The organism is Mycobacterium sp. NPDC003449 (assembly GCF_053588415.1).
This window is the reverse complement of the sequence record NZ_JBSFPX010000161.1, coordinates 4,593-17,871: the sequence shown is the minus strand read 5'-3', so window position 1 is coordinate 17,871 and position 13,279 is coordinate 4,593. Positions and strand designations below refer to the sequence as shown.

The window sequence follows — 13,279 nt, the reverse complement described above, 5'->3', positions numbered from 1 at the left end:
ACGGCGGTGATCGACCCCGAAAACCGCCGTGGCGCGACGCACGCGGCAATTGATCAGCCGCGCAGCGTCTCGATCACCGCGCTGAAGTCCTTATCGGCGTTGGCGACGACGAATTTCGCGTAGATCTCGGCGGCGTGCGTCCCGAGCGGCGCCGAGGAACCGGTCGAGGACACCGCAGCCATCGCCAGGCCCAGATCCTTGTTCATCAGTGCGGTCGCGAAGCCAGGAGTGAAGTCATTGTTGGCCGGTGACGTCGGGACCGGCCCCGGCACCGGGCAATTCGTATGAACCGCCCAGCAGTTGCCGGTCGCCCCGGTGACCACGTCGAACAGTGACTGCTTGTCCAGCCCCAGCTTCTCGGCCAGCACGAAAGCCTCCCCGACGGCGATCTGCTGCACCGCCAGCACCATGTTGTTGCAGAGCTTGGCCGCCTGCCCGGTGCCTGCGCCGCCGCAATGGATGACCTTGCCCGCCATCGGCTCCAGCACCGGCCGGGCGCGCTCGACGGCGTCGTCCTCACCGCCGACCATGAACGCCAACGTGCCGGCCGTCGCGCCCTTGACCCCGCCGGAAACCGGGGCGTCGAGTTGGGCGTGTCCGTGTTCGACGGCCTGCGCGTGGATCGCCCTGGCATCGTCGACCGAGATGGTCGAGGTGTCGATGAACAGGGTGCCCTTCGGCGCCGCGGGCAGCACTTCGGCGTAGCAGGCCTTGACGATCGCACCGCTGGGCAGCGAGGTGATCACCACCTCGGCCTCGGATGCGGCCTGCGCCCCGGTGCCGAAGACCGTGACCCCCTTGGCCGCTGCCGCCGCCGTCAGTTCGGCGACGGGGTCGAAACCGCGGACCGTGTGGCCCGCCGCGACCAGGTTGGCCGCCATCGGCCCACCCATGTGTCCCAGACCCAAGAACGCGATGTTCGCCACAGACCCTCCAGATTAAGATGTGCGTGCCCTGGTCGCCTCGGAGCGACCGATCACCACGCGCATGATTTCGTTGGTTCCCTCAAGGATGCGATGTACCCGCAGATCGCGGACGATTTTCTCCAGACCGTACTCGCGCAGGTAGCCATAGCCGCCGTGCAGTTGCAGCGCCTGGTCGGCGACCTCGAAGCAGGTGTCGGTGACGTAGCGCTTGGCCATCGCACACAACGCCACCTTGTCCGGATGGTTGGCGTCGAGTGCACCGGCGGCCCGCCACAACATGTTTCGTGACGTCTCCAGGCCTGTCGCCATATCGGCCAGGGTGAACCGGATGGTTGGCTCGTCGAGCAGGGTACCGCCGAAGGCCTGCCGGTCGGCGAGATAGCCGACCGCCTTGTCGTAGCCGGCCTGCGCCCCACCCAGCGAGCAGGCCGCGATGTTGATCCTGCCGCCGTTGAGCCCGTTCATCGCGATGCCGAAGCCGGTGCCCTCGGTGCCGCCGAGCAGGGCGTCGGCCGGAACCCGCACGCCCTCGAAGATCACCTGCGCGGTGGGCTGGGCGTTCCAGCCCATCTTCTGTTCGTCCGCACCGAAACTCAGCCCCGGCGTGTCCTTTTCGACCACGAATGTCGAAATACCCTTGGGGCCTTCGGCGCCGGTGCGGGCCATCACCACATAGAGATCCGAACTGCCCGCCCCGGAGATGAACTGCTTGACCCCGTCCAGGATCCAGTCGCCTCCGTCCCGGACGGCCTTGGTACGCAACGCCGCCGCATCCGATCCGGCACCGGGCTCGGTCAAGCAGTAGCTGGCGATGGTCTCCATCGAGGCCAACCGCGGCACCCAGGTCTTGCGTTGCTCATCGGTGCCGAAGCTGTCGACCATCCACGCGCACATGTTGTGGATCGACAGGAACGCGGCGAAGGTCGGGTCGGCCGCCGCGAGTTGCTCAAAGATGCGCACCGCGTCGATGCGCCGCAGCCCGCTGCCACCGGCGTCCTCCGCGCAGTAGATGGCCGCCATGCCGAGTTCGGCCGCCTCGCGAAGCACGTCGGTCGGGAAATGATGGGTCTCGTCCCACTCCAACGCATATGGCGCGATGCGCTTTTCGGCGAATGCGGCCGCCGTCTCGGCGATCACCCGTTCGTCGTCGTCCAAATCGTGGAAATCCACTGTGGCCCGCTACTTCATGGTCGGGATGGCGAACTCGGCGCCATCCTTGATACCCGACGGCCAGCGCTGGGTCACGGTCTTGGTCTTGGTGTAGAACAGGATCGAGTGCGGTCCGTGCTGGTTGAGATCGCCGAAGCCGGAGCGCTTCCAGCCGCCGAAGGTGTGGTAGGACACCGGCACCGGGATCGGCACGTTGACGCCGACCATGCCGACCTGCACGCGGGCGACGAAGTCGCGGGCCGCGTCACCGTCGCGGGTGAAGATCGCCACGCCGTTGCCGTACTCGTGCTCGGAGGGCAGTGCCAGCGCGTGGTCGTAGTCCTCGGCGCGGACGATGCACAGCACCGGTCCGAAGATCTCATCGGTGTAGATCGACATGTCGGAGGTGACATGGTCGAACAGGGTGGGGCCGATGAAGTAGCCCTTGGACAGGTCGGCATCACCGAACGCCAGGTCGTCGCTGGTGCGCTCACGGCCGTCGACCACCAACTCGGCTCCGGCCGCCACGCCCTGGCCGATGTAGTCCTTGACCCGCTCCAGCGCGGCACCGGTGACCAGTGGGCCGTAGTCGGCCTTCGGGTCGAGGCTGTGGCCGACGCGCAGCTGGTTGATCCGCTCGACGAGGCGGTTGCGGAGGCGGTCGGCGGTTTCTTTGCCGACCGGGACCGCGACGCTGATCGCCATGCAGCGCTCACCTGCGCTGCCGTAGCCCGCGCCGATCAGGGCGTCGACGGCCTGATCGAGGTCGGCGTCCGGCATCACGATCATGTGGTTCTTGGCGCCACCGAAGCACTGCGAGCGCTTCCCGTTGGCCGCGGCGGTGGAGTAGATGTACTGCGCGATGTCGGAGCTGCCGACGAAGCCGACGGCATGGATGTCGGGGTGATGCAGGATGGCGTCGACGGCTTCCTTGTCGCCCTGCACCACCTGGAACACGCCCGGCGGCAGCCCGGCCTCGATGAACAGTTCGGCCAGCCGCAGCGGCACCGAGGGGTCACGCTCGGAAGGCTTGAGAATGAACGCGTTTCCGCATGCCAGGGCCGGGCCGGCCTTCCACAGCGGGATCATGGCCGGGAAGTTGAATGGGGTGATGCCCGCGACGACGCCGAGGGGCTGGCGCAGTGAATACACATCGATACCGGTGCCGGCGCCCTCGGTGTACTCGCCCTTCAGCAGGTGCGGGATGCCGACGGAGAACTCGATGACCTCGAGGCCGCGCTGGATGTCGCCGAGCGAGTCGGGCACCGTCTTGCCGTGCTCCAGGCTGAGCAGTTCGGCCAGTTCGTCGGCGTTGGCGTTGACCAGTTCGATGAACTTCATCAGCACCCGGGCGCGCCGCTGCGGATTGAACGCGGCCCATTCCTTCTGGGCCTCGGCGGCACCCGCGACGGCGGTGTCCACGTCGGCGGCCGAGGCCAGCAGCACCTGCGCCTGAACCGCGCCGGTGCTGGGGTTGAGCACATCGGCGGTCCGGGTCGACGCGGCATTAGTGCGCTGGCCGTTGATGAAGTGGGGGATCTGTGTGGTCATGGCGTCCGTCCAAAGGTGTGCGCGGTGAATAGCTCGGAGGCTACCCGAGATACTTGGATATCCTAGTAATTGTCCGAGGCCTTTGGCAAGGGTTCTTTGGCGGGGGTTCTTTGGCGAGGGTCCGCGCGACAATCCCTCGCGAGCAGGCGCCGCGGTACCCGGAAACGCGCATTCCGGGGTACCGCGGCGTCTACTCGGCGGGGAAACGGAGGCATTTACATTACGGAACCGTACCGTTATTGTAGTCGGCATGACCGAATCCACCGCCGACGTCATCGTGGTCGGCGCAGGCCCGACCGGCTTGACGTTGGCGTGTTCGCTACGACTGCACGGGATTTCCGTCCGGGTCGTCGACAAGGCGCCCGGTCCCGCCACCACGTCGAGGGCGAACTTTCTGCATGCCCGCGGGTCGGAAGTGCTGAACCGGATCGGCGCGCTCGGCGACCTGCCCGACCAGTCGCTGCGGGCCATGCGGATCACCAACTACCTCGGCGACCGGCCGGTCATGACCCTGGAATTCGGTGATCCGGGGATGCGGACCGCGGCGCCGCCGATGGTGGTGTCCCAGGCCAAGGTCGAGGCCGCGCTGCGGGCCCGGCTGGCCGACCTCGGAGTCGAGCCCGAATGGGGCAGGGCGCTGACCGGCCTGCGTCAGACCGGGGACGCCGTCATCGCCGAATTCGGCGACGGCGCGACCATCCGGGCACCATGGGTGGTCGGTTGCGACGGAACCGCAAGCGCTACCAGGAAACTGGTGGACATCGGGTTTCCGGGGGTGAAGCTCAGCGAACGGTTCCTGCTGGCCGACCTGCACCTGGACTGGGACCTCGACCGTGGCGGCACCACGGGCTGGATCCATCCCGACGGTGTGGTGGGCGCGATGCCGATGCCGGACCCGGCCGGTCGCCGAGACCTGTGGCGGCTGTTCATTTACGATCCGGTACCGGGTGAAAAGCCCGGCGACGACGAGATTCTGGAGCGGATCACCCGGATCCTCCCGCAACGCACCGGCCGCGACGTGCGAATCGGTGCAGCCGAATGGCTGTCGGTCTTCACCGTCCACCGTAGGCTGGCCGACACCTATCGGCGGGGCCGGGTGCTGATCGCCGGCGACGCCGCCCATGTGCATTCGCCGTTCGGCGGGCAAGGCATGTTGACGGGTATCGGCGATGCCGAGAACCTGGCCTTCAAACTCGCTCTGGTGGTGCGTGATCGGGCCGCCGACGCCTTCCTCGACGGCTATCAGGCCGAACGCAGGCCGCTGGCCACCGAGGTGCTGCGCGGTACCAGCGCGCTGACCCGCATCAACGTCGCGGGCAGCCGGATCGGCCGGTTCCTGCGTGATCGCGTCGCGCCGCGGATCTTCGGCCTGGCCTTCGTTCAGCGCTGGACCACCTACACCGCATCGCAACTGTGGGTGAGTTATCACAAGGGCCCACTGGGGGGCCGGGCCCGCAAACCGCGGCCCGGGGACCGGATCGCGAACCGGCCGTGCACCCGCCCGGACGGTACGCCGACCGAATTGCACGGTGAACTCGGCGGCCGGTGGGCGCTGCTGCTGCCTCGGCAGGCCGCGTGCGACGGTATCGCCGACGCGGTGCGTGACCGGCTCGGCGAGTTCGTCGTCGTCCTGCGCCACGACGGGGAACAACTCATGCTGGTCCGGCCCGATGCCCACCTGGCCTGGCGCGGCGGGCCAGGACATGGCGACGACCTGAGACGGTGGCTGCGTACCGCTTTGGACACCGGGCACGCTCGATGACCGCACCGGGCACACGCGGACGGCCCCGCGACGCCGCGGCCGATCGGGCGATTCTGCGGGCCGCCCTCGATTTGTTCGTAGAGCACGGCGTCGAGGGCACCAGCATCGAGCAGATCGCCAAGCGGGCGGGCGTGGGCAAGCCGACCATCTACCGGCGATGGTCGGCCAAGGAGGACGTGATCGCCGCGGCGATGGAAACGCTGGTCGTCGACGAGGCCGGCTGGGCCGCGCCGGCGGCGGTCGAGACGGAATCGCCGTATGCGCTGGTTGAAGCGGCGATCGACAGCGCGGCCGAAACGGTCACCCGGCCCGGGTACCGCGCCATGGTGGCGAGGGTTTTCGGTTCGGCCGTCAGCCATCCCACGCTCATGGCGGTCTACTGGGAGCACTACATCCTGCCGCGCCGCAGGCTCGCCCACCGGTTGCTGGAGCGGGCCCGGGAGGAAGGGACCGTGGCAGCCGACGCCGATTTCGATGTGGCCATCGACATGATGGTCGGCGCCATCACCTATCGGGTATTGCAGCCCGATCCGCCCGGCGTCGAGGAGATGCGCCACTACCTGCGAGCCGTGTACCGCCAGATCGGTCTGCTGCGATGACCCTCAACCTGACCTGGCGAGCAGACGTGGGCGTACCCGCGAAAGCGCTTTCCGGGGTACCGGCGCGTCTGCTCGCGAGGGGAAGTGTGAGGGGAAACTGTGAGGGGAAACGAGGTGGCGGCTACGCGTGGTCATGTCGTTGATGCCAGCGGTCCAGCACCGCCGGAATTTCGGCCATCAGGAAGGCGTAGAAATCACGCATCTGGCTGAGCCTGTGGTGGGCCGGGCTGTCCGGCCCGATCGCCGCGGCCCCGGCGTCGGCGGCGGCCTGCATGGCCGAGATCGTCTCATTCTGGTTGGTGAACAGGATGGCCCAGGCGTTGTTGCGGAGCCGAAAGTGCTCACGGCGGCTCGAAGGTGCGGGCACCCGCTCGGCAAGGCCGACCGAGGTGAGCATCTTGAGCGCCCCCGAGATCGCGCCGGCACTGGCGTCGAGGGTCTCGCCCAGGTCGCCCATGGTGAGGCTGGGCCGCTCGGTGAACAGCAGGGTCGCGAGCACCCGCGCGGTCATCCGCTGCATGCCGTGGCTGCTCAGCACCAGCGCGAGTTCCTCGGCGGCAGGCTGGGCGTCTGACGACTTCGGCATCCGAATTCCTCCTCGAGTCAACCGTCTTCACAAATTACTGAAAGTTTAGTACGGTCATCCAAGGTGCTCCGGGAAGTCTGGTCGGAAATTGGTATCGACATGCCTATCGAAGGAGGAACGGATCACCGATGCGAGCCATACCGCCCACAGCGTCCGCCACCACGACCGATGTCATCGACGTCCGGGGACTGACCTTCACCTATCCCGGTGCGGATGAACCTGCCGTGCGCGGAATGGATTTCACGGTGGGCCGCGGAGAGATCTTCGGATTCCTCGGTCCCAGCGGCGCCGGGAAATCCACCACCCAGAAACTACTCATCGGCCTCCTGCGCGGGCACGACGGCCACGCCACGGTATGGGGGAGAACCCCGCCGGCCTGGGGCCCGGACTACTACCAGCGGGTCGGCGTGTCGTTCGAGCTGCCGAACCACTATCACAAACTCACCGGCCTGGAGAACCTCCGATTCTTCGCGGCCCTCTACGACGGCCCGACGGCCGAGCCGATGGACTTGCTCGAGGCCGTCGGCCTGGCCGACGTCGCCGACACCCGGGTCAGCAAGTACTCCAAGGGTATGCAGATGCGTCTGACGTTCGCGCGGTCGCTGATCAACAATCCCGAGCTGCTGTTCCTCGATGAGCCGACCTCGGGTCTCGATCCCGTCAATGCCCGCCGGGTCAAAGACATCGTCCTTGGGCTGAAAGCCCGGGGGTGCACGGTGTTTCTGACCACACACGATATGTCGACCGCCGACGAACTGTGCGATCGGGTGGCATTCGTCGTCGACGGCGGCATCGTGGCACTGGACGCGCCGGCCGAGCTGAAGATCGCCCGCAGCCAACGCCGGATACGGGTGCAGTACCGGGCCGAAGGCAACACCGGGCTGGCCACCGCCGAGTTCGAATTGGACGGACTGGCCGATGATCCCGCGTTCCACGCGGTGCTGCGCGAACACCACATCGAGACGATCCACAGCCGCGAAGCCAGTCTCGACGACGTCTTCGTCGAGGTGACCGGAAGGCGGCTGGCGTGAGCCGGTTGGGGACCGCGATCCGTCTGGAATTCACGCTTGCGCTCCGGCAGAAGTTCCTGCATGCGGGCGTGTTCTCGGGCCTGATCTGGTTGGCCGTGCTGCTGCCCATGCCGCGCGACCTGAGGCCGGCCGTCGAACCGTATGTGCTGGTCGGCGATATCGCCATCATCGGGTTCTTCTTCGTCGGCGGATCGGTCTTCTTCGAGAAGCAGGAGCGGACCCTGGGCGCGATCATCTCGACCCCGTTGCGGTTCTGGGAGTACTTCTCCGCGAAACTCGTCTTGCTGACCGCGGTTTCGCTGTTCGTGGCGCTCGTGGTGTCGACCGTCGCCGACGGATTCGGCTACCACCCGGTGCCGCTGGTGGCCGGGGTGCTGCTCGGCACGCTGCTGATGCTGATCGTCGGATTCATCACCTCGCTGCCGTTCGCATCGGTCACCGACTGGTTCATCGCCGCCACCGTTCCGCTGGCCGTCATGCTGGTACCGCCGATGGTCCACTACGCGGGGCTCTGGCCGAACCCGGTGCTGTACGCGGTTCCGACCCAGGGGCCGCTGCTGCTGTTGGGCGCGGCGTTCGATCAGGTGGACCTGTCCGCCTGGCAGATCGTCTATGCGGTCGGGTATCCGGTGCTATGTCTGGTCGCGCTGTGGCGGGTGGCGCATGTGCTCTTCGACCGCTACGTCGTCGAGAGGCCGGGTGTGCTGTGACCGCGCCGACGAGAACACGGGCGCTCGTGGCGTTCGGCCGCAAGGATATTCGCGGAACCTACCGCGATCCGCTGCTGGTGATGATCGTGCTTGCCCCGGTGATCTGGACCGTCGGCGTCGCGGTGCTCACACCGATGGTCACCGATATGCTGGCGCGGCGCTACGACTTTGACCTGGTGCCCTACTACCCGTTGGTGCTCACCGCGTTCCTGCTGTTGACCAGCATCATCGTCGCGGGTGGACTGGGCGCCTTCCTGGTGCTGGACGAGGTGGACGCGGGCACACTGGCCGCCCTGCGGGTGACGCCGGTCCCGATGTCGACGTTCTTCGGCTATCGCGCGGCGACGGTCATGGTGGTCGCCGCCGGGTACACGGTGGCGACCATGTCGTTCAGCGGCATCCTGGCCCAGGGCCTGGTCCCGGCGCTGATACCGATCGGGCTGCTGGCCGGGCTGTCCGCGGTGGTGACGCTGCTGCTGATCGTCGCGCTGGCCGGCAACAAGATCCAGGGCATCGCGATGATGCGCGCGCTGGGGATGTTGATCGCCGGCCTGCCCTGCCTGCCGTGGTTCATCGACTCGGCCTGGAACCTCGCCTTCGGGGTGCTGCCACCGTACTGGGCGGCCAAGGCGTTCTGGGTGGCCTGCGAGCACGGCACGTGGTGGCCGTATCTGCTCGGCGGCGTGCTCTATAACGTGGCGGTCGCCTGGCCGTTGTTTCGCCGGTTCCTCGCCAGGAACAGCTGACGTCAGCTGCCGGCGGTCATCCAGGCGCTGACGCCGTGCTGGTCGAACCAGGCCTTCTCGGCGGGGCGAATCGTGGTGAGCAGCCGCCCGTGCAGGGCGGCACCGCGCTTGCTGAGATTGACCCGGACCTTGCGGCGGTCCTCGCCGTCGACCTCGCGGAATACCAGGGCGCGGCCCACCAGCCGGTCGACCACCCGGGTCAGCGTCGGCGCCGCCGCCATCGTCTCGGCCCGCAGTTCCGCCATGGTCAGGCCGGGTGAATCGGCCAGCGCTTCCAGGACCAGCCAGTCGTCGAGGGTGAGATCCTCAGCGGTCAGGTGGCGTTCGATGACGGCGCCGAGCATGCGCGCCGCCCGCACGACGTGGCTGCCCGACGGGGAGCCCTGCGGTGGGAGCACGTCCGTCACGGCCGCTCGACCTCCCAACTGACGATTGCCTCGCGCCGCCGGCCCGAGGATACTTTCAATTGGAATGATTCTAGCCGACCGCCTCGCCTGTCCGGTATCGAGGAATGGAATGTGCGGGTGAACGCCCGCGTGCGCACCGTGCGCCGCGACGACGAATGGCGCTTGGCGATGGTGGTGCCGCTGCAGGGCCCGGCCGGGCTGTTCGGGCCGTCCTGCGAAGCGGTCGGCGAACTGGTGGCACACGATCTCAACGCGGCCGGCGGTGTGCTCGGCCGCGAGGTGCGGATCGAGGTGGTCGACGGCGGTGCCCACCCCGAGGTGGTCGCGGCCGAGGTGAGCCGGCTGATCGACGACGGACGCATCGACGCGGTGAGCGGATGGCACATCTCCTCGGTGCGCAACGCGTTGGCGCCCATCGTGGCCGGGCGGGTGCCGTACTCGTATCCCGCCCTCTATGAAGGTGGGGACCGCAGGCGCGGAATCTACTGCTGCGGTGAGACACCCGACCAGCAGATTGCGCCCGCGTTGAGATGGATGCGCGACAACCTCGGGGTACGGAGATGGTTCGTGGTGGGCGACGACTACGTCTGGCCGCGCACATCGCTGGCCGAGGTGCGACGGTACGTCCACGAACTGTCGCTCGATCTGGTCGGTGGATCGTTCGTCGCACTGGGGCACGGGGATATCGACCGCCTGGTCGACAAGGTCGCTCAGTCGCGGTGTGAGGCGGTGCTCATGCTGCTCGTCGGGCAGGATGCCGTCGATTTCAACCGCACCTTCGCGCGCCGGGGCCTGCAGGAGGACAAACTGCGGTTCAGCCCACTCATGGACGAGAACATGCTCATCGCCAGCGGACCGGACGCGACGCAGGGCCTGTTCGTCGCCGCATCGTACTTCCGTTCGATGGTCGGCCGCGGTTCGATGGAGCTGCTCGACCGCTATCTCGAGGTCAACGGCTCAGGCGCGCCCGCCCTGGGTAACGCAGCCGAATCCTGTTATGAAGGAGCGCATTTCCTGGCGGAGATGATCCGGCGGGCCGAGGACCCGCTCGACATCGAGGCCGTCTCGGACGGTGCCGCATACGACAGCCCGCGCGGCACGGTCGAGTTCGCGGCCCATCGCACGCGGCAACCGGTGCATCTCGCGGTGGCCGCCGGTGTCGACTTCGAGATCGTCACGACCCTGCCTGCCGGTCTGGGTGACTGATCCCTGCGGCTGTTGACAGTGTGGCGGCGATCACTTACTTTCATTTGAACCTATTTCATTTGGAAGTAATGGAGGTGTCGCTATGGGCAGCGTGGGTCTCCTTTACGTCGGCGCGGTGCTCTTCGTCAACGGGTTGATGCTGTTGAACGTCGTGCCCGCCCGGTCGGCGGCTGTGCTCAACCTGTTCGTGGGCGCCCTGCAGTGCGTGCTGCCCACGATCATGCTGGTGATGGCCGACGGCGACGCCGCGGCCATCCTGGCGGCGTCTGGCCTGTACCTGTTCGGCTTCACCTATCTCTACGTCGGGATCGGCAACCTTGCCGGCCTGGAACCCCAAGGCGTGGGCTGGTTCTCACTATTCGTCGCGGCCGGCGCCGTGGTCTACGCCATCCTGTCGTTCACCGTGGTGAACGATCCGGTGTTCGGCGTCATCTGGCTGGCCTGGGCCGTGCTGTGGCTGCTGTTCTTCCTGGTCCTCGGTCTGGGCCGGGACCGGCTGACCCGGTTCACCGGGTGGGCCGTGGTGTTGCTGAGCCAGCCGACCTGCACGCTGCCGGCATTCCTCATGCTCAGCGGCAACTACCGGACCACGCCGGGCCTGGCGGTGGTCTGGGCGCTCGGGTTCTGCGTGCTCTTGGTACTGGCCAGGGCGCTCAGTACCCACCGTTCGCACCGGGCGCAGACCCCCGCAACACAACCCGTTTACAGCTGAATCCACCGCAACCAACGATAAGGAGCCAACCATGCGACACGGAGACATCTCGTCGAGCCCGGACACCGTCGGCGTTGCCGTCGTCAACTACAAGATGCCGCGCCTGCACACCCGGGCCGAAGTACTGGACAACGCGCGCAATATCGCCGATATGGTCGTCGGCATGAAGTCCGGCCTGCCCGGCATGGATCTCGTTGTGTTCCCGGAGTATTCGACCCAGGGGATCATGTACGACGAGCAGGAGATGTACGACACCGCCGCGACGATCCCCGGGGACGAGACCGCGATCTTCTCGGCCGCCTGCCGGGAGGCCGGCACCTGGGGTGTCTTCTCGATCACCGGGGAGCGCCACGAGGACCATCCGAACAAGCCGCCCTACAACACCCTGGTGCTGATCGACGACAAGGGCGAGATCGTGCAGAAGTACCGGAAGATACTGCCCTGGTGCCCGATCGAAGGGTGGTACCCCGGCGACACCACCTATGTCACCGACGGTCCGAAGGGGCTGAAGCTCTCCCTCATCATCTGCGATGACGGGAACTATCCGGAGATCTGGCGGGACTGCGCGATGAAGGGCGCCGAACTCATCGTGCGCTGCCAGGGCTACATGTATCCGGCCAAGGACCAGCAGGTGTTGATGGCCAAGGCCATGGCGTGGGCCAACAACTGCTATGTGGCGGTGGCGAATGCGGCCGGCTTTGACGGCGTGTACTCCTACTTCGGCCACTCGTCGATCATCGGATTCGACGGGCGCACGCTCGGTGAGACCGGTGAGGAGGAGTACGGAATCCAGTACGCCCAGCTCTCTTTGGCCGCGATCCGGGATGCGCGGGAGAATGACCAGTCGCAGAACCATCTGTTCAAGCTGCTGCACCGGGGCTACTCGGGTGTGCATGCCGCGGGGGACGGCGACAAAGGGGTGGCGGACTGCCCGTTCGAGTTCTACAAGCTGTGGGTGACCGACGCGCAGAAGGCGCAGGAACGGGTCGAGTCCATCACCCGCAGTACGGTCGGGGTGGCCGACTGCCGGGTGGGGTCGTTGCCGGTCGAACAGACCGCCGACGCCTGAGAGGATCGCGGTGCCCTTCCTCACCGATATGTACCACGATCAGAACCGCAACTCGGCGACGGTCTCGGCCGCGGCCGCCGACTCCACCGGAGGCTTTGAGCCACAGGCGCTTTCGGGACGGCTCAACGCTGCGGTCATCGGACAACCGCACGCCGTCGACGCGGTGGTGCGTGCGGTCTCGATCGCGCACATCGGTGTCGCCGACCCCGGTCGACCGCTGTCCAGCGTGCTGCTGGTCGGCCCGACCGGGGTGGGGAAGACCGAGCTGGTCCGACAGGTCGCCGCGGCGCTGCGGACCGGGCCGGACGACCTGTGCCGCATCGACATGAGCGAGTTGGCCCAGGAGCATTACGCGGCGTCGCTGTCCGGCGCGCCACCCGGCTACGCGGGCAGCAAGGAGTCCTTCACCCTTTTCGACAAGGCGAGGATCGAGGGCGGGCCCTATATGCCGGGAATCGTGCTGTTCGACGAGGTCGAGAAGGCCGACGCCGCCGTGCTCAGGGCCATCCTGCACGTGCTGGACACCGGCGAGCTGCGGTTGGCCAACGGCCAGCAGAAGATCTCGTTCCGCAACAGCTATATCTTCTTGACCTCCAACCTCGGCTCGTCGGAGATCGCGACGATGCAACGATCACGACGCAACCGGTGGTGGCCGGTGCGCAGGCCCGCCGACTCGCACCGGACCACGGTGCGTCGATCGGTCGAGTCGTTCTTCGACCCCGAGTTCTTCAACCGGATCGACGACACCGTGGTGTTCGACGCGTTCGACGACAACACCGCGGAACGCGTGACCCGCAAGGAGATCGGTGAGCTGGTGCGGCGGTT

General features: G+C 67.1%; 14 protein-coding genes. 9 read left to right on the top strand and 5 right to left on the bottom strand.

The features are described from left to right. Positions 1-53: 53 nt before the first annotated feature. The 3 genes from mmsB to ACWDTP_RS29585 are packed head-to-tail and all read right to left on the bottom strand — an operon-like array spanning position 54 to position 3,626. A complete protein-coding gene (gene mmsB, locus ACWDTP_RS29595) occupies positions 54-926 on the bottom strand; it encodes a 3-hydroxyisobutyrate dehydrogenase (RefSeq protein ID WP_450026506.1) in 873 nt (290 codons plus the stop codon). Between the two features lie 12 nt (positions 927-938). Beyond that, positions 939-2,096, bottom strand: coding sequence for an acyl-CoA dehydrogenase family protein (locus ACWDTP_RS29590; protein WP_450026504.1), 1,158 nt, complete (start codon positions 2,094-2,096; stop codon positions 939-941). A gap of 9 nt (positions 2,097-2,105) precedes the next feature. Next, on the bottom strand, positions 2,106-3,626 hold the full coding sequence (locus tag ACWDTP_RS29585; protein WP_450026502.1) for a CoA-acylating methylmalonate-semialdehyde dehydrogenase: 1,521 nt from the start codon (positions 3,624-3,626) through the stop codon (positions 2,106-2,108). 250 nt (positions 3,627-3,876) lie between these two features. On the opposite strand from ACWDTP_RS29585, the gene ACWDTP_RS29580 reads away from it, so the two are divergent. Together ACWDTP_RS29580 and ACWDTP_RS29575 are read left to right on the top strand one after the other, a co-directional pair. Beyond that, entirely contained in the window at positions 3,877-5,388 is a 1,512-nt protein-coding gene (locus ACWDTP_RS29580; RefSeq protein ID WP_450026500.1) for an FAD-dependent oxidoreductase, read from the top strand. Then, entirely contained in the window at positions 5,385-5,987 is a 603-nt protein-coding gene (locus ACWDTP_RS29575; RefSeq protein WP_450026498.1) for a TetR/AcrR family transcriptional regulator, read from the top strand. Before ACWDTP_RS29580 ends, ACWDTP_RS29575 begins: the two co-directional genes overlap by 4 nt. 121 nt (positions 5,988-6,108) lie before the next feature. Here ACWDTP_RS29575 and ACWDTP_RS29570 read toward each other — a convergent pair whose 3' ends face one another. Beyond that, positions 6,109-6,573 carry a GbsR/MarR family transcriptional regulator gene (locus ACWDTP_RS29570; protein WP_450026496.1) on the bottom strand — a complete coding sequence of 155 codons (465 nt, stop codon included), beginning with the start codon at positions 6,571-6,573 and terminating at the stop codon, positions 6,109-6,111. A gap of 128 nt (positions 6,574-6,701) precedes the next feature. On the opposite strand from ACWDTP_RS29570, the gene ACWDTP_RS29565 reads away from it, so the two are divergent. The 3 genes from ACWDTP_RS29565 to ACWDTP_RS29555 are packed head-to-tail and all read left to right on the top strand — an operon-like array spanning position 6,702 to position 9,060. Then, a complete protein-coding gene (locus ACWDTP_RS29565; protein WP_450026494.1) occupies positions 6,702-7,604 on the top strand; it encodes an ABC transporter ATP-binding protein in 903 nt (300 codons plus the stop codon). Continuing rightward, positions 7,601-8,314, top strand: a complete 714-nt coding sequence (locus ACWDTP_RS29560) for a fluoroquinolone export ABC transporter permease subunit (protein ID WP_450026492.1) — start codon at positions 7,601-7,603, stop codon at positions 8,312-8,314. The genes ACWDTP_RS29565 and ACWDTP_RS29560 overlap by 4 nt, the downstream gene beginning before the upstream one ends. After that, positions 8,311-9,060 (top strand): ABC transporter permease, encoded by a 750-nt coding sequence (locus tag ACWDTP_RS29555; RefSeq protein ID WP_450026490.1) that lies wholly within the window; start codon positions 8,311-8,313, stop codon positions 9,058-9,060. Before ACWDTP_RS29560 ends, ACWDTP_RS29555 begins: the two co-directional genes overlap by 4 nt. A 2-nt stretch (positions 9,061-9,062) precedes the next feature. Here the strand turns inward: ACWDTP_RS29555 and ACWDTP_RS29550 are convergent, their stop codons facing one another. Further along, a complete protein-coding gene (locus ACWDTP_RS29550) occupies positions 9,063-9,467 on the bottom strand; it encodes a MarR family winged helix-turn-helix transcriptional regulator (RefSeq protein WP_450026488.1) in 405 nt (134 codons plus the stop codon). 168 nt (positions 9,468-9,635) lie between these two features. On the opposite strand from ACWDTP_RS29550, the gene ACWDTP_RS29545 reads away from it, so the two are divergent. From ACWDTP_RS29545 to ACWDTP_RS29530, 4 genes are all read left to right on the top strand, one after another. Beyond that, on the top strand, positions 9,636-10,673 hold the full coding sequence (locus ACWDTP_RS29545) for a substrate-binding domain-containing protein (protein ID WP_450026508.1): 1,038 nt from the start codon (positions 9,636-9,638) through the stop codon (positions 10,671-10,673). Positions 10,674-10,755: 82 nt separating this feature from the next. Then, entirely contained in the window at positions 10,756-11,385 is a 630-nt protein-coding gene (locus tag ACWDTP_RS29540; RefSeq protein ID WP_450026486.1) for an AmiS/UreI family transporter, read from the top strand. A 31-nt stretch (positions 11,386-11,416) separates the two neighbouring features. Then, the gene (locus ACWDTP_RS29535) at positions 11,417-12,454 is read left to right on the top strand and encodes an aliphatic amidase (RefSeq protein ID WP_450026484.1); all 1,038 of its coding nucleotides are present in this window, start codon (positions 11,417-11,419) and stop codon (positions 12,452-12,454) included. A gap of 10 nt (positions 12,455-12,464) precedes the next feature. Continuing rightward, positions 12,465-13,279 (top strand): ATP-dependent Clp protease ATP-binding subunit (locus tag ACWDTP_RS29530; protein WP_450026482.1); only part of this gene is annotated, 815 nt, incomplete at its 3' end.